The sequence below is a fragment of the Pseudomonas bananamidigenes genome (assembly GCF_001679645.1).
GTDB lineage: Bacteria > Pseudomonadota > Gammaproteobacteria > Pseudomonadales > Pseudomonadaceae > Aquipseudomonas > Aquipseudomonas bananamidigenes.
In genome coordinates this window covers 133,533-148,542 of sequence record NZ_LRUN01000014.1, presented here as the reverse complement: position 1 = coordinate 148,542, position 15,010 = coordinate 133,533, and the positions used below count along the sequence as shown (strand labels likewise).

The 15,010-nt window shown below is 61.7% G+C and carries 13 protein-coding genes; 8 read left to right on the top strand and 5 right to left on the bottom strand.

Annotated elements, in window-relative coordinates:
* Window positions 1-127 precede the first annotated feature (127 nt).
* The 7 genes from BBF94_RS06580 (at window position 128) to BBF94_RS06550 (ending at window position 9,204) form a co-directional block, all read left to right on the top strand.
* Window positions 128-1,129, top strand: coding sequence for a phosphate ABC transporter substrate-binding protein PstS (locus BBF94_RS06580; protein WP_065258236.1), 1,002 nt, complete (start codon window positions 128-130; stop codon window positions 1,127-1,129).
* Between the two features lie 424 nt (window positions 1,130-1,553).
* Entirely contained in the window at window positions 1,554-3,587 is a 2,034-nt protein-coding gene (locus tag BBF94_RS06575) for an ABC transporter permease subunit (RefSeq protein WP_176704425.1), read from the top strand.
* A gap of 15 nt (window positions 3,588-3,602) precedes the next feature.
* The gene (pstA, locus tag BBF94_RS06570; RefSeq protein ID WP_065258234.1) at window positions 3,603-5,273 is read left to right on the top strand and encodes a phosphate ABC transporter permease PstA; all 1,671 of its coding nucleotides are present in this window, start codon (window positions 3,603-3,605) and stop codon (window positions 5,271-5,273) included.
* Between the two features lie 82 nt (window positions 5,274-5,355).
* A complete protein-coding gene (gene pstB / locus BBF94_RS06565; protein ID WP_065258233.1) occupies window positions 5,356-6,189 on the top strand; it encodes a phosphate ABC transporter ATP-binding protein PstB in 834 nt (277 codons plus the stop codon).
* 65 nt (window positions 6,190-6,254) lie between these two features.
* Window positions 6,255-7,016: a phosphate signaling complex protein PhoU gene (gene phoU, locus BBF94_RS06560; protein WP_065258232.1), complete on the top strand. Its 762-nt coding sequence runs from the start codon at window positions 6,255-6,257 to the stop codon at window positions 7,014-7,016.
* 179 nt (window positions 7,017-7,195) lie between these two features.
* Window positions 7,196-8,152 (top strand): response regulator, encoded by a 957-nt coding sequence (locus BBF94_RS06555; RefSeq protein ID WP_065258231.1) that lies wholly within the window; start codon window positions 7,196-7,198, stop codon window positions 8,150-8,152.
* A 155-nt stretch (window positions 8,153-8,307) separates the two neighbouring features.
* Window positions 8,308-9,204 (top strand): peptidoglycan DD-metalloendopeptidase family protein, encoded by an 897-nt coding sequence (locus BBF94_RS06550; protein ID WP_065258230.1) that lies wholly within the window; start codon window positions 8,308-8,310, stop codon window positions 9,202-9,204.
* A 53-nt stretch (window positions 9,205-9,257) separates the two neighbouring features.
* Here the strand turns inward: BBF94_RS06550 and BBF94_RS06545 are convergent, their stop codons facing one another.
* The 3 genes from BBF94_RS06545 to phoB all read right to left on the bottom strand — a co-directional run bounded on the left by BBF94_RS06545 (window position 9,258) and on the right by phoB (window position 12,760).
* Complete coding sequence (locus BBF94_RS06545; protein WP_065258229.1) at window positions 9,258-10,598, bottom strand: hemolysin family protein; 1,341 nt, start codon at window positions 10,596-10,598, stop codon at window positions 9,258-9,260.
* A gap of 111 nt (window positions 10,599-10,709) precedes the next feature.
* Window positions 10,710-11,996, bottom strand: a complete 1,287-nt coding sequence (phoR, locus tag BBF94_RS06540) for a phosphate regulon sensor histidine kinase PhoR (RefSeq protein WP_263970146.1) — start codon at window positions 11,994-11,996, stop codon at window positions 10,710-10,712.
* Window positions 11,997-12,070: 74 nt separating this feature from the next.
* On the bottom strand, window positions 12,071-12,760 hold the full coding sequence (phoB, locus tag BBF94_RS06535) for a phosphate regulon transcriptional regulator PhoB (RefSeq protein WP_003229608.1): 690 nt from the start codon (window positions 12,758-12,760) through the stop codon (window positions 12,071-12,073).
* 151 nt (window positions 12,761-12,911) lie between these two features.
* Between phoB and BBF94_RS06530 the strand changes: the two genes are divergently transcribed.
* Window positions 12,912-13,295 carry a COG4315 family predicted lipoprotein gene (locus BBF94_RS06530; protein ID WP_065258227.1) on the top strand — a complete coding sequence of 128 codons (384 nt, stop codon included), beginning with the start codon at window positions 12,912-12,914 and terminating at the stop codon, window positions 13,293-13,295.
* A 124-nt stretch (window positions 13,296-13,419) separates the two neighbouring features.
* Here the strand turns inward: BBF94_RS06530 and ubiA are convergent, their stop codons facing one another.
* Together ubiA and BBF94_RS06520 are read right to left on the bottom strand one after the other, a co-directional pair.
* Complete coding sequence (gene ubiA, locus BBF94_RS06525) at window positions 13,420-14,310, bottom strand: 4-hydroxybenzoate octaprenyltransferase (protein WP_065258226.1); 891 nt, start codon at window positions 14,308-14,310, stop codon at window positions 13,420-13,422.
* Entirely contained in the window at window positions 14,310-14,861 is a 552-nt protein-coding gene (locus tag BBF94_RS06520) for a chorismate--pyruvate lyase family protein (protein ID WP_065258225.1), read from the bottom strand. Before BBF94_RS06520 ends, ubiA begins: the two co-directional genes overlap by 1 nt.
* Window positions 14,862-15,010: the final 149 nt, after the last annotated feature.

The window sequence follows — 15,010 nt, the reverse complement described above, 5'->3', positions numbered from 1 at the left end:
ATCTGTCATTCGGTAAAACCTCAATGCTGGCCTTTCATCCAATTGTCATATTTCAGCCATAGAGTGTTCACACGGCCTGCTGATACTTGGCCCCGACTTAACACCCCCTATCTGCTAGGAGTAAGGCATGAAACTGAAGCGTTTGATGGCGGCAATGACTTTTGTCGCTGCTGGCGTTGCGACCGCCAACGCGTTCGCCGCTGTTGACCCGTCGATCCCGAGCTACACCAAGACCACCGGTGTGTCGGGCAACCTGTCCAGCGTCGGCTCCGATACCCTGGCCAACCTCATGACCTTGTGGGCCGAGAACTATAAAAAAGAATACCCGAACGTAAACATCCAGATTCAGGCCGCTGGCTCCGCCACCGCGCCACCTGCGCTGACCGAAGGCACCTCCAACCTGGGCCCGATGAGCCGCAAGATGAAGGACACCGAACTGGCAGCCTTCGAGCAGAAATACGGCTACAAGCCAACCGCCATCCCGGTTGCCGTGGACGCCCTGGCGGTGTTCGTACACAAGGACAACCCGATCCAGCACCTGACCATGGAACAGGTTGACGCGATCTTCTCGTCCACCCGTCTGTGCGGCGCCAAGGCCGACGTGAAAACCTGGGGCGACCTGGGCGTGACCGGCGACCTGGCCAACAAGCCGGTGCAACTGTTCGGTCGCAACTCGGTATCCGGCACCTACGGCTACTTCAAGGAAGAAGCCCTGTGCAAAGGCGACTACAAGCCTAACGTCAACGAACAACCAGGCTCGGCTTCGGTCGTGCAGTCGATCAGCTCCTCGCTGAACGGCATCGGTTACTCGGGTATCGGTTACAAGACCGCCAGCGTGAAAACCGTCGCTCTGTCGAAGAAAGGCAGCACCGATTTCATCGAAGACACCGAAGAAAACGCCCTGAACGGCAAGTACCCACTGTCCCGCTTCCTGTACGTGTACGTGAACAAGGCCCCGAACAAGCCTCTGGCCCCGCTGGAAGCCGAGTTCGTGAAACTGGTCCTGTCGAAACAGGGTCAGGAAGTAGTAGTGAAAGACGGCTACATCCCACTGCCGGCCAAGGTTGCTGCAAAAGCACTGGCTGACCTGGGCCTGCAGGAAGGCGGCGCTGAAGTCGCAAAAAAGTAACAAACTGAGTCAGGGGTGAACCCCGCCTGACTCCCGTGTGGGGCCCGACCCGCAAGCGGCCCGGCCCCCACGCTCCGCGAATTCTTTTATCCACTGCCAGTGCCCTGCTGGCGGCGGATTTGGTGCGTCACTGCATTGTCATCTTTCTGTCATACAGGATCGCTAGGGTGTGCGCATGAATGATCTGGCCAATTCCAAAATGACTACGAACCCTCCCAAGCGCATTGATTTCAATACGCCTGAGTTGCAACGCAAGCGCCGCATTCGCGCGCTCAAGGATCGCTTCACCCGCTGGTACGTCCTCGTCGGCGGTCTGGCGGTGCTGGCAGCCATCACCCTGATCTTCTTCTTTCTCGCCTACGTCGTCGCGCCGCTGTTCAAGGGTGCCGAACTGACGGCCAGAGACGCACTCACCCCGGCCTGGATGCAGGACGCCGGCAAGCCACTGATGATTTCGCTCGAAGAGCAGAATCAGGTGGCCATGCGCGTTTCCGACAAGGGCCAGGCGCTGTTCTTCGATGTCGACAGTGGCGCTGAATTGAAGCGCGTCGATCTGCCGTTGCCGGCAGGTGCCAGTGTGACCTCCATCGGCGAAGACCAGCCGGGCCATCCGCTGGTGGCGGTGGGCCTGTCCAACGGCCAGGCACTGGTGTTCCGTCACACCTATAAAGTCAGCTACCCGCAAGGCAAGAAAACCATCACCCCGGCACTCGAGTTCCCGTACGGCGAGGCGCCGATTGCGCTCAACGAGAACGGCGGTGCGCTGGAGCACGTCAGCCTCAATGCCACCGATTCGACCCTGCTGCTGGCCGGCTCCACCGGTTCGCAATTGCATGTGCTGTCGCTGACCAGCGAAGAAAACATGATGACCGGCGAAGTCACCAACGAGCAGAAGCGCATTGATCTGCCGCAGATGACCGAGCCGGTGAAGAACATCTTCGTCGACCCGCGCCAGCAATGGCTGTATGTGGTCAACGGTCGTGCCCAGGCCGACGTGTTCAGCCTGCGCGACAAGAGTCTCAACGGTCGCTACAAGCTGCTGGAAAACGCTGACGCGCAAGTCACTGCATCCACCCAGTTGGTGGGCGGCATCTCGCTGATCGTCGGCGACTCCACCGGTGGCCTGGCCCAGTGGTTCATGGCCCGTGACACCGATGGCGAGCTGCGTCTGAAGCAGATCCGCACCTTCCAGATGGGCAAGACGCCTATCGTTGAAATCGCTGCCGAAGAGCGCCGCAAAGGCTTCGTTGCCCTGGATGCCGGCGGCAAGCTCGGCGTGTTCCACAGCACCGCGCACCGCACCTTGCTGGTCGATCAGGTTGTCGAAGGCCAGGGCCTGTTCGGTCTGTCGCCGCGCGCCAACCGTGTGATCGTCGAGGCGGGCGGCAAGTTGCAGCCGTTGCTGCTCGACAACCCGCACCCGGAAGTGTCGTGGAGCGCGCTGTGGAGCAAGGTCTGGTACGAGAACTACGACGAGCCTAAATACGTCTGGCAATCGACCGCGGCCAACACCGATTTCGAACCGAAACTGAGCCTGTCGCCACTGACCTTCGGCACCCTGAAAGCCGCGTTCTACGCGATGCTGCTGGCGGCGCCGCTGGCCGTTGCCGCGGCGATCTACACCGCGTACTTCATGGCCCCGGGCATGCGCCGCAAGGTCAAGCCGGTGATCGAGCTGATGGAAGCGATGCCGACGGTGATCCTCGGCTTCTTCGCGGGCCTGTTCCTGGCGCCGTATGTGGAAGGGCATCTGCCGGGCATTTTCAGTCTGCTGATGCTGCTGCCGATCGGCATTCTGGTCGCCGGTTTCGTCTTCAGCCGTCTGCCTGAGTCGGTTCGCCTGCGCATCCCGGATGGCTGGGAAAGTGCGCTGCTGATTCCGGTGATCCTGTTCGTGGGCTGGCTGTCGCTGTACATGAGCCCGTACATGGAAAACTGGTTCTTCGGCGGTGACATGCGCCTGTGGATCTCCCACGACCTGGGCATCACCTACGACCAGCGCAACGCTCTGGTGGTCGGTCTGGCCATGGGCTTCGCGGTCATCCCGAACATCTACTCGATTGCCGAAGACGCCGTGTTCAGTGTGCCGCGCGGCCTGACTCTGGGCTCGCTGGCCCTCGGCGCCACACCGTGGCAGACCATGACTCGTGTAGTGATCCTGACCGCCAGCCCGGGCATCTTCTCGGCACTGATGATCGGCATGGGCCGTGCAGTCGGCGAGACCATGATCGTGCTGATGGCCACCGGCAACACCCCGGTCATGGAGATGAACCTGTTCGAAGGCCTGCGCACCCTGGCGGCCAACGTCGCGGTGGAAATGCCGGAGTCGGAAGTCGGCGGCAGCCACTACCGCGTGCTGTTCCTCTCGGCGCTGGTACTGCTGCTGTTCACTTTCATCATGAACACCCTCGCGGAACTGATTCGTCAGCGTCTGCGCAAGAAATACTCGTCGCTTTAAGAAAGGTAGAAGTCTGTGAAACAGAACTCCCTGAAAGGATGGTTCAAGAGCGGCGCCCCGGGCGTCTGGATCAGCGGTGGCGCGGTGTCCATCGCGGTCATCATGACCATTGGCCTGCTGGCAGTGATTGCCGTGCGCGGTCTGGGTCACTTCTGGCCGGCGGATCTGATCCACGCCAGCTACGACGTCCCGGGCCAGGGCAATCACCTGGTCATCGGCGAAGTGGTGCAGAAGGAAGAAGTGCCCCGCGCACGTCTCAAGAGCGCCGGCCTGCCGGTGCCTGACCAGGGCCCGGAATTCATGACCCGTGAGCTGATCAAGGTCGGCAACCGGGACCTGAACGGCAACGACTTCACCTGGATCGTCGGCGAGTGGCTGACCGACCAGAAAAATCCGCCGGAACTGATGGCGCTGGAGCGTCGCGAGTGGGGCAACTTCTACGGTTACCTGGTCAACGTCAAACAGGACGGCAAGGTGATCGCCGAGGGCGAAGCCGCGTGGCCCGAGCTGCAGGCGCGGATCGACCGCGTGAGCAAGCTCGCCGCGCAATTGAAAACCCTGGAAAAGACCGACATCGGCGCGATCAACGCCGGTCTCGAGCGCATCCGTCTGCATGGCCGCAAACTGGAACTGGAAGGCAAGCTCGACGCCACCGCGCAAGCGGACATGGATGCCGAGCGCGCCGAGCTGAACGCCCGCTATCAGGACGTCGAAGCCCGTCTGGCCGACCTGCACGCGCAGTTCAACCGCGACGCTTTGACGGCTCGCGATGCCAACGGCAAGGAAGTCGAAATCGGCCTGGGCAAAGTGGTTCACGCTTACCAGCCGAACGCCATGGGTACTTTCACCAAGGTCGGGTTCTACTTCAGCAAGGTCTGGGAATTCCTCTCCGACGACCCGCGCGAAGCGAACACCGAAGGCGGGATATTCCCGGCGATCTTCGGCACCGTGATGATGACCCTGATCATGGCGATGATCGTGACCCCGTTCGGCGTGCTGGCGGCGGTGTACCTGCGTGAGTATGCGAAACAGAACACCCTGACCCGGGTGATCCGGATCGCGGTGAACAACCTGGCGGGTGTTCCGGCCATTGTTTACGGCGTGTTCGGTCTGGGCTTCTTCGTCTACGTGCTGGGCGGCTCGCTGGACCGTCTGTTCTTCCCGGAAGCGCTGCCGGCACCGACCTTCGGTACGCCAGGCCTGCTCTGGGCTTCGCTGACCCTGGCGCTGCTGGCGGTGCCGGTGGTGATCGTGGCCACCGAAGAAGGTCTGGCGCGTATCCCGCGCACCGTGCGTGAGGGCTCGCTGGCCCTCGGCGCGACCAAGGCTGAAACCCTGTGGAAGATCGTTCTGCCGATGGCCAGTCCGGCCATGATGACCGGCATGATCCTCGCCGTGGCCCGCGCCGCCGGTGAAGTGGCGCCGCTGATGCTGGTGGGTGTGGTGAAACTGGCGCCGTCGCTGCCGGTGGACGGCAACTACCCGTACCTGCACCTGGACCAGAAGATCATGCACCTGGGCTTCCACATCTATGACGTCGGCTTCCAGAGCCCGAACGTCGAAGCCGCACGACCGCTGGTGTACGCCACCGCGTTGCTGCTGGTGCTGGTGATTGCCGTGCTCAACCTGTCGGCGGTGTGGATTCGTAACCACCTGCGCGAGAAGTACAAGGCGCTGGACAGCTGATCGCCGTCACAAGAATTGAAGGGCTGCCGGCCTGATTCCCGGCAGCCAACCGAACCGAATTTGTTAGCACAGGGGATCTCCCATGCAGCACGAAACACATACCCACGGCATCAACATGTCTGCCCTGGGCCGCGACAAGCAGAGCCTGAACCTCGAGCAGGAAACCGTGGCCATCGAAGTGCCGGGCCTGAGCCTGTTCTACGGCGAGAAACAAGCGCTGTACGACGTCAGCATGAACATCCCGAAACAGCGCGTGACCGCCTTCATCGGCCCGTCCGGCTGCGGCAAGTCCACACTGCTGCGGACCTTCAACCGCATGAACGACCTGGTGGACGGCTGCCGCGTCGAAGGTGCGATCAACCTGTACGGCAACAACATCTACCGCAAGGGTGAGGACGTGGCCGAGCTGCGTCGCCGGGTCGGCATGGTGTTCCAGAAGCCCAACCCGTTCCCCAAGACCATCTACGAAAACGTGGTCTACGGCCTGCGCATCCAGGGCATCAACAAGAAGCGCATCCTCGACGAAGCCGTCGAGTGGGCACTCAAAGGCGCGGCCTTGTGGGACGAAGTGAAAGACCGTCTGCATGACTCGGCCCTTGGCCTGTCCGGCGGTCAGCAACAGCGTCTGGTGATCGCCCGTACCATCGCTGTTGAACCGGAAGTGCTGCTGCTCGACGAACCGTGCTCGGCCCTCGACCCGATCTCGACCCTGAAAGTCGAAGAGCTGATCTACGAGCTCAAATCCAAGTTCACCATCGTCATCGTGACCCACAACATGCAGCAGGCGGCGCGGGTGTCCGACTACACGGCGTTCATGTACATGGGCAAACTGGTGGAATTCGGCGACACCGATACCCTGTTCACCAATCCGGCCAAGAAGCAGACCGAAGACTACATCACCGGTCGTTACGGCTAGCAGACGCTGGTTGTCGCTCACTGAATTGATGCTCGCACCTTACCGGACGCTCCAAGGACGCCAACATGATTAGTAAAGAAGGCCTTACCCATCACATTTCCGCGCAGTTCAACGCCGAACTGGAAGAAGTGCGCAGCCACCTGCTGGCCATGGGCGGGCTGGTCGAGAAGCAGGTCAATGACGCGGTCACCGCGCTGATCGAGGCCGACTCGGGCCTGGCCCAGCAAGTGCGCGAGATCGACGATCAGATCAACCAGATGGAACGCAACATCGACGAGGAATGCCTGCGCATTCTGGCCCGCCGTCAGCCGGCGGCGTCGGACCTGCGTCTGATCATCAGCATCTCCAAATCGGTGATCGACCTTGAGCGCATCGGTGACGAAGCGACCAAGATCGCCCGTCGCGCCATTCAACTGTGCGAAGAAGGTGAAGCGCCGCGCGGTTACGTCGAAGTGCGTCACATCGGCGACCAGGTGCGCAACATGGTGCGTGATGCACTGGACGCCTTTGCCCGTTTCGATGCCGATCTGGCGCTGTCGGTGGCGCAGTACGACAAGATCATCGACCGCGAATACAAGACCGCCCTGCGTGAGCTGGCGACCTTCATGATGGAAGACCCACGCTCTATCTCGCGGGTCTTGAGCATCATCTGGGTGCTGCGTTCGCTGGAGCGCATCGGCGACCACGCCCGCAACATCTCGGAGCTGGTGATCTACCTGGTGCGCGGCACCGACGTGCGCCATATGGGCCTCAAGCGCATGAAGGAAGAAGTTGAAGGAACAAGCGGCGAAACCGCTAATGTTCCGGGCGATGCTGACGATAAGTAAGATTGCCTGAGAAAAGCGCCCGGCCCTTTGGCCGGGCGTTTTTGTTTGTGCATTTGCAGAATGCGCAATCGAATTGAAAAGCAGCACCCGCGAACGAAAAGTCCCGGCGTGACTGAAGAGTTTTGGCAATGTGCCATCAGCCAGCGTTATGCTTGCCGGGATTTTAATAGGGGTGTTGGATGAGCAAGATCAGTGTGTTGGTCGTGGACGATGCATCGTTCATTCGTGACCTGGTGAAAAAGTGCCTGCGTAATTACTTCCCGGGGATCCGCACCGAGGACGCCATCAACGGCAAGAAGGCCCAGGCCATGCTGGCCAAGGAAGCCTTCGACCTGGTGCTGTGCGACTGGGAAATGCCGGAAATGTCCGGCCTCGAACTGCTCACCTGGTGCCGTGAGCAGGACAGCCTCAAGACCATGCCGTTCATCATGGTCACCAGCCGTGGCGACAAGGAAAACGTGGTACAGGCGATCCAGGCCGGCGTTTCCGGCTACGTCAGCAAACCGTTCACCAACGAGCAGCTGCTGACCAAGGTCAAGCAGGCCCTGAACAAGATCGGCAAGCTCGATGCCCTGATGAACAGCGCCCCGACCAAGATGAACTCGGCGTTCGGCAACGACTCGCTGAGCGCGTTGACCGGTGGCAAGGCTGCAGTGGTCGGCTCCGCACCGGCTGCGCCTGCGGCCAACCCGTTTGCCAAGCCTGCCGCTGCTGCGCCGGCGCCGGCTGCCGCTCCGCAACGTGGCCTGCTCAACAGCCCGCCGGTGAAAGCACCGGCCGCTTCTGCCGCCCCGGCCAGCGGTCGTGGTCAAGGCCAGTTGCGCCTGCCAGGTGGCACCCAGCAGTGTGTGATCAAGGCCCTGAGCATCAAGGAAGCGCTGTTGGTGGTGAAGCGTACCGACAACCTGCCACAGATCCTCGACAGCGCCGTGCTGGACCTGGAGCAGGGCGATAACGCCGAGATCGCTCGTCTGAACGGTTACCTGCACGCGGTGGTCGCCCACGAGCCGAAGCCGGACAGCGAATGGCTGCAACTGACCTTCCGTTTCGTCGACCAGGACGCACAGAAGCTCGACTACATCTCCCGTCTGATCGCCCGCGGCACGGCGCAGAAGCACTTCGTTCCGGGCGCGTAATTTTCTTCCATGATCGTTCCCACGTCGAGGCGTCGAACCGTCTGCGTGGGGACGATCATCTTCCGCGCTGGCAAAATTGAAACATCTGTCGACTAGCCTGGTCTGCTTCAGCTGCTAGGCTCATTCCCAGGCCTCACTCGACAGAACGTTTGCCCATGCCCCTGCGCCTGCTGTTTTTCTGTGGTCTGTTCATGGCCTCCACCTCGACCGTGGCCATGACGATCTACAAGTCCACCGATGCCAACGGAGTGGTCTCGTACAGCGACCGTCCGAGCAAAGGCTCCCAGGTGTTCGTGTTTCAGGACCGGATGGTCGAGCGGCTCGAGCGCCAGGTCTATCTCGACATCAAGAAGCAGAAGGGCACGGACGTGGTGTTCGTGCGCAACGATCTGTATGCGCCGGTGGAGGTCGCGCTGGCATTCACCGGGCTGAACAACGTACGCGGCGCACCGACGCAGACGATCCGCCGGGTGCTGCCGGCGCGCAGCAATACGCGGCTGGCGTTGCTGACGGCGGTGTCCGCTGGCAAGCCGCTGGTGTATACGCCGCAGTTCCAGTATTCCCTCGGCGATCCCGCTGGCGCCGCCCAGAGCTATCGCTATCCGTTTCCGTGGCGTGGCGGGCCGTTCCGTCTGAGTCAGGGTGCCAATGGCGATTACAGCCACTATGGACCGAAGAACAAGTACGCGATGGACATCGCCATGCCGGTGGGCACACCGATCATCGCGGCGCGGGCCGGGGTGGTGGTGAAGACCGAAAACTCGCAGAACGGGCGCGGCACCGATCCTTCCGGCAACTTCGTGCGGATATTGCACGACGACGGCACGATGGGTGTGTACCTGCATCTCAAGCAAGGGTCGGTGAGCGTGCGAGAGGGGCAACGGGTAGCGGTGGGCAGTCCGCTGGCGCTGTCCGGCAATACCGGCAACAGCAGCGGCCCGCACCTGCACTTTGTGGTGCAGCGCAATACAGGAGGGGGGCTGGTGTCGATTCCGTATCAGTTCAACCAGCCGCTGGGGGCATTGCCCAACTTTGCGCTGGGCAAGCGATAAAGTGTGGCGAGGGAGCAAGCTCCCTCGCCACAAAAGCTACCCCGCAACACTGCTCAATCGAGCATCAGCACCTTGGCCAGAATGATCTTCGGGCCCTTCATCTTCTTGATGATGATCCGCAGACCTTCGACTTCCAGCACCTCTTCTTCTTCCGGCACCCGCTTCAGGGTTTCGTAAACCAGCCCGGCGAGGGTTTCGGCTTCGATATGGTCCAGATCGATGCCCAGCAGGCGCTCGACCTTGAACAGCGGCGTATCGCCCCGCACCAGCAATTTGCCCGGCTGGTAGGCGAGGATGCCGCGTTCGGCCTTGCGGTGTTCATCCTGGATGTCGCCGACCAGCACTTCCAGCACGTCCTCCATGGTCAGGTAGCCGATGATGTTACCGTCGGCCTCTTCGACCACGGCAAAGTGCGAGCCACCCTTGCGGAACTGCTCCAGCAACTGCGACAGCGGCATGTGTCGCGATACCCGCTCCAGCGGCCGGATCAGCTCGGCGAGGTTGAACGACTCCGGAATGTGATCCAGCGCCGCCAGCTCCAGCAGCAGATCCTTGATGTGCAGCAGGCCGACGAATTCCTTGCGCTCGCTGTCGTACACCGGATAGCGGCTGAACTTGTGGCGGCGGAACATCGCCAGGATTTCTTTCAGCGGCGCGTTGAACTCGAGGGTGATCAGATCCTCCCGGGAGTTGGCCCAGTCGACCACTTCCAGTTCGCCCATTTCCACCGCCGAGGCCAGCACGCGCATGCCCTGGTCGCTCGGGTCCTGGCCACGGCTGGAGTGCAGGATCAGTTTCAGTTCTTCACGGCTGTAATGGTGCTCGTGATGCGGGCCCGGTTCGCCCTGGCCGGCAATGCGCAGGATGGTGTTGGCGCTGGCGTTGAGCAGGTAGATCGCCGGGTACATGGCCCAGTAGAACAGGTACAGCGGCACCGCCGTCCACAGCGACAACAGCTCGGGTTTGCGGATTGCCCAGGATTTGGGGGCCAGCTCGCCGACCACGATGTGCAGGTAGGAAATGATGAAGAACGCGGTAAAGAACGAAATGCCTTTGACCACTTCGGCCGACTGCACGCCGACCGCACTCAGCACAGGCTCCAGAAGGTGCGCGAAGGCCGGCTCGCCGACCCAGCCCAGGCCGAGGGAGGCGAGGGTGATGCCGAGCTGGCACGCCGACAGGTAAGCATCGAGCTGGCTGTGCACCGTGCGCAGGATGTGCCCGCGCCAACCGTGCTGTTCAGCGATGGCTTCGACCCGTGTCGAGCGCAGTTTGACCATGGCGAACTCCGCCGCAACGAAGAAGCCGTTGAGCAGAACCAGGATCAGAGCGAAAAGAATCATGCCGAAATCGGCGAATATCGTTGCGAGGGACAAGCCAGGGGAAGGGTCCATGATGGGGTTTTGCAGGTTCCGTGTGATTCGTAATGGAGAAAGATTCGCGCCTGAAAGGCAGGCGCAAGTCAGCCAATGTAGCGGCTGACCTGGCGATTGCCTAGTCCGGCATTACTCAGCGGTGCTGATGACCCGTGCCTGTGCGATCTGCGCCGGGGCGAAATGGCAGGTGAAGGTGCTGCCGTGGCCGGGCACGCTGCTGATCTCCATCCGTGCGCGGTGACGCAGCAACACGTGTTTGACGATGGCCAGGCCCAGGCCCGTGCCGCCGGTGTTGGAGTTGCGGCTGGAGTCGACGCGGTAGAAGCGTTCGGTCAGGCGCGGCAGGTGTTTGCTGTCGATGCCGATCCCGGAATCCTGCACGCTCAGGTGTGCACCCTGATCGTCGCCCCACCAGCGGATACGGATATTGCCTTCGGCCGGCGTGTATTTGACGGCGTTGAACACCAGATTGGAAAACGCGCTGCGCAGTTCCGCCTCGCTGCCCTTGAGCAGGATGCTGGCGTCGGCCTCCAGGGTGATCTTCTGATTCTTCGTCCCGGACAATTGCTGCGCATCGCTCTTGATCGACTGCAACAGGGTGTCGATGTGCACGGGCTGGTTGTCCGACGGGTAATCGGTGGCTTCCAGTTTGGCCAGCAACAGCAAGTCGTTGAGCAGGGTCTGCATGCGCCCGCCCTGTTGCTGCATCTGTTGCAGGGCACGGCTCCAGCGCGGGTTCACTTCCTCGACGTTGTCGAGCAGGGTTTCCAGGTAGCCGCAGATCACCGTCAGCGGGGTGCGCAGCTCATGGGAGACATTGGCGATGAAGTCCTTGCGCATCTGCTCCAGCTGATGAATGCGCGTGACGTCGCGCACCAGCATCAGGTGTTCGTTGTTGCCGTAGCGCGTGAGGTACATCTGGATGCGCACGCGGTCGTTGGTCGGCGAAGGGATTTCCAGCGGCTCGGCGTAGTTTTCCTGCTCGAAGTATTCCTTGAAGCGCGGATGGCGGACCAGGTTGGTCACGGGTTGGCCGCTGTCTTGCGGGGTCTTGAGGCCGAGCAGGGTTTCGGCGGCGCGGTTCCACCATTCCAGGTTGCCGTCGCTGTCGAGCATGATCACGGCGTCTTTCAGCGCGGCGGTGGACTCCTGAACGCGGTCGATCACCGCTTGCAGGCGCCCGCGTACCCGTTGGTCGCGGCGTTGCAGGTGGTAGATGCTGTCGAACACTTCGCCCCACAGACCATAGCCGTCGGGCGGTGCTTCATCGGGTTGATGGAGGCGCAGCCATTCGTGCAGACGCAGCAACTGCTTGAGCGTCCAGGCCAGGTACAGGCCCAGTCCCGCCGCGAGGCTCCAGCCGTAGTAGCCGGTGATCAGGCCGATCACCAGACAAGCGGTGACCAGCAACAGCATGTGGCGGATCAGGGTGCCATGCCAGTTTTGATTCACGGGAAATACGGTCCTTGTCAGCGAGTCTGGCGGTCGGCTCAGGCCTTGGTGGAGAACCGATAGCCAGTGCCGCGCACGGTTTGTACCAGATTTTCGTAAGCATCGCCGAGGGCCTTGCGCAGGCGCCGGATGTGCACGTCGACGGTGCGCTCTTCAACATAGACGTTGCCGCCCCAGACCTGGTCCAGCAACTGGCCACGGGTATAGGCACGTTCCTGGTGGGTCATGAAGAATTGCAGCAGCCGGTATTCGGTCGGGCCCATCTCGGCCGGACGGCCGTCGATGGTCACGCGGTGGCTGATCGGATCGAGCAGCAGGCCGCCGACTTCGATTGGCGCTTCGCCATCGGTCGGGCCGGCGCGACGCAGCACGGCCTTCAGGCGTGCTACCAGTTCGCGTGGGGAAAACGGTTTGGTGATGTAGTCGTCGGCGCCGACTTCCAGGCCCTGGATCTTGTTGTCCTCTTCACCCTTGGCGGTGAGCATGATGATCGGGATGTCCCCGGTCAGTTCGTCACGCTTGAGGCGACGGGCCAGCTCGATGCCGGAGGTGCCCGGCAGCATCCAGTCGAGCAGGATCAGGTCCGGCTTGCGGTCGACGATGATGGCGTGGGCTTGCTGCGAGTTCTCTGCCTCGAGGCAGTCATAGCCGGCCATTTCCAACGCAACGGCGATCATTTCGCGAATGGGCGCTTCGTCGTCGACGATCAGAATGCTCCTGCCAACCATGCCTTAATCCTCTTGTCATTTAACTGTCTTGCGCCGCATTAGATAACGGAATTATTGCAGTCGTGTGACAGTATTTTAGTCCGGCGGCGATTGTGCAAATCCTGGACTAAGCTCTAAGTCCGAATCCTGACAACCACAAAAGAAGGTTTCCATGACTCAAATGACTGCTTCCTTCAAAGCCCTGCTGATGACCGCCGCGCTGACGCTGCCGGGACTGGCGATGGCGGCTGAACCGGCCATGATGAAAGACGGCATGATGGTCGATCACAAAGGCATGACCGTTTACACGTTCGACAAGGACGCTGGCGGCAAGTCGATGTGCAATGACAAATGCGCCGAGAACTGGCCGCCGATGATGGCTCCCGCAGGCGCCAAGGCCGAAGGCAAATGGACGGTGATCAAGCGCGATGACGGCAAGATGCAGTACGCCTACGACGGCAAACCGCTGTATACCTTCAAGATGGACACCAAGCCGGGTGACATGATGGGCGACGGCAAGATGGATGCGTGGCACGTGGTTCACGAGCACAAATAAGAGCCCCTCCTGTGGGAGCGAGCTTGCTCGCGAAGGCGTCTTTTCAGTCAGTCTATGTGGTAACTGACCCAACGCTTTCGTCGGATCGCCGCCCGGAGCAAGCTCGCTCCCACAGTTTTGTGAGTCAGCGCAACGCGTAATCCAGCACGATCCCGACGAAAATCGCCATCCCCGCCCAATGGTTGTGCAGAAATGCCTTGAAGCAGCGCATCCGGTCGCGATCGCGGGTGTACCAGAACTCCCACGCATAGCACCCGGCCGCCACCAGCAGGCCGAGGTGGAACCAGATCCCCAGCTCGAATCTCGACCCGGCCAGCAGCAGGCAGCCCAGCGACAGTGCCTGCAACGTCAGGATGATCACCCGATCCGCCTCGCCGAACAGGATCGCCGTGGATTTCACGCCGATCTTCAGGTCATCGTCACGGTCGGTCATCGCGTAATAGGTGTCGTAGCCCACCGTCCACAGCAGATTGGCGATCCACAGCAGCCAGGCCGACGCCGGCAGCTCGCCGGTCTCGGCGGTGAACGCCATCGGCATGCCCCAGGAAAACGCCGCGCCCAGCACCACTTGCGGGTAATAGGTGTAGCGCTTCATGAACGGATAAGTGAACGCCAGCGCCAGGCCACCCAGCGACAGCCAGATCGTCGCGGCGTTGGTGCACAGCACCAGCAGGAAGCTCACGCCCATCAGCAGGGCGAAGAACACCAGCGCCTCTTTCGAGCTGATCCGCCCGGCGGCCAGCGGGCGTTCGGCGGTGCGTTTCACATGGCCGTCGACCTTGCGGTCGGCCCAGTCATTGATCACACAGCCACCGGCACGGGTCAGCACCACGCCGAGGACGAAAATCACGATGTTGGCCAGCGAGGGCGAACCTTTACCGGCGATCCATAACGCCCAGAGCGTCGGCCACAGCAGCAGGTAGATGCCGATCGGCTTGTCCATGCGGGTCAGTTGAATGAAATCCCAGGCCCGGGGATTCAGGCGGTTCAGGGATTTGAGCAGGCTCTGATACATCAGCAATTCTCCGGACGGGCGCGGACGGCATTCCACAGGGCCGGCAGGAAAATCTCTGCCACCAGCACGCTCAGCGCACCACGGTCGAAACGCGAACGGCGCCCCCACAATCCTGAAGCGCGAGCGGCTTCGGGCAGCCATCGCTCAGGATAGTCACAGACTTCGATGGCCTGACGCTGGAAGGCGTGATCGCAGAACAGCAGTTCGCCCAGGGAGCGGCTGCCCAGTTCATCCATATGCAGGCCGTCGCCCTGCAAGGCGCCGCGCGAGGCCACGCTGCGGGCGAACACCCAGGCTTCGCCATGACCGCGCAGATAGACCTCGCGTACCCAGCCTTCGCTGCCTTCAGCCAGTTCCAGCGCCGCGCACTCGTCGTCGCGCAGGGTCTGCCAGCCTTCGAACAGCGGCGTGACGCTGAAGCCGTCATCGGACAGGCGGGTCAGGCGTCGGGTCAGGGAGCCTTCGTCGAACAGCCAGTCGAGGGTGGATGTGTCGGGGAGGGGATCGAGGTGGCTTCGCAGGCGCCACAGCGGGGCGTTTGAGTGTTGCACAATGAGTCATTATTGGCAGCGAAAGAGGCGGCGAGCTTACCATGGCGAGCCGCGAGTTTGATTGATCCGCCGCGCCGTTGCGCCGAACAGGCTTGCATCCGGCCGGTTCGATCAGTACAAAACGCCCTGAGCCGGACGGCAACGCTGCA

Coding starts and splice junctions, on each gene's coding strand:
- BBF94_RS06580 (WP_065258236.1), top strand. CDS start 128: ATGAAACTGAAGCGTTTGATGGCGGCAATGACTTTTGTCGCTGCTGGC.
- BBF94_RS06575 (WP_176704425.1), top strand. CDS start 1,554: ATGCAGGACGCCGGCAAGCCACTGATGATTTCGCTCGAAGAGCAGAAT.
- pstB (WP_065258233.1), top strand. CDS start 5,356: ATGCAGCACGAAACACATACCCACGGCATCAACATGTCTGCCCTGGGC.
- phoU (WP_065258232.1), top strand. CDS start 6,255: ATGATTAGTAAAGAAGGCCTTACCCATCACATTTCCGCGCAGTTCAAC.
- BBF94_RS06555 (WP_065258231.1), top strand. CDS start 7,196: ATGAGCAAGATCAGTGTGTTGGTCGTGGACGATGCATCGTTCATTCGT.
- BBF94_RS06550 (WP_065258230.1), top strand. CDS start 8,308: ATGCCCCTGCGCCTGCTGTTTTTCTGTGGTCTGTTCATGGCCTCCACC.
- BBF94_RS06545 (WP_065258229.1), bottom strand. CDS start 10,598: ATGGACCCTTCCCCTGGCTTGTCCCTCGCAACGATATTCGCCGATTTC.
- phoR (WP_263970146.1), bottom strand. CDS start 11,996: ATGCTGTTGCTGGTCACCGCTTGTCTGGTGATCGGCCTGATCACCGGC.
- phoB (WP_003229608.1), bottom strand. CDS start 12,760: ATGGTTGGCAGGAGCATTCTGATCGTCGACGACGAAGCGCCCATTCGC.
- BBF94_RS06530 (WP_065258227.1), top strand. CDS start 12,912: ATGACTCAAATGACTGCTTCCTTCAAAGCCCTGCTGATGACCGCCGCG.
- ubiA (WP_065258226.1), bottom strand. CDS start 14,310: ATGTATCAGAGCCTGCTCAAATCCCTGAACCGCCTGAATCCCCGGGCC.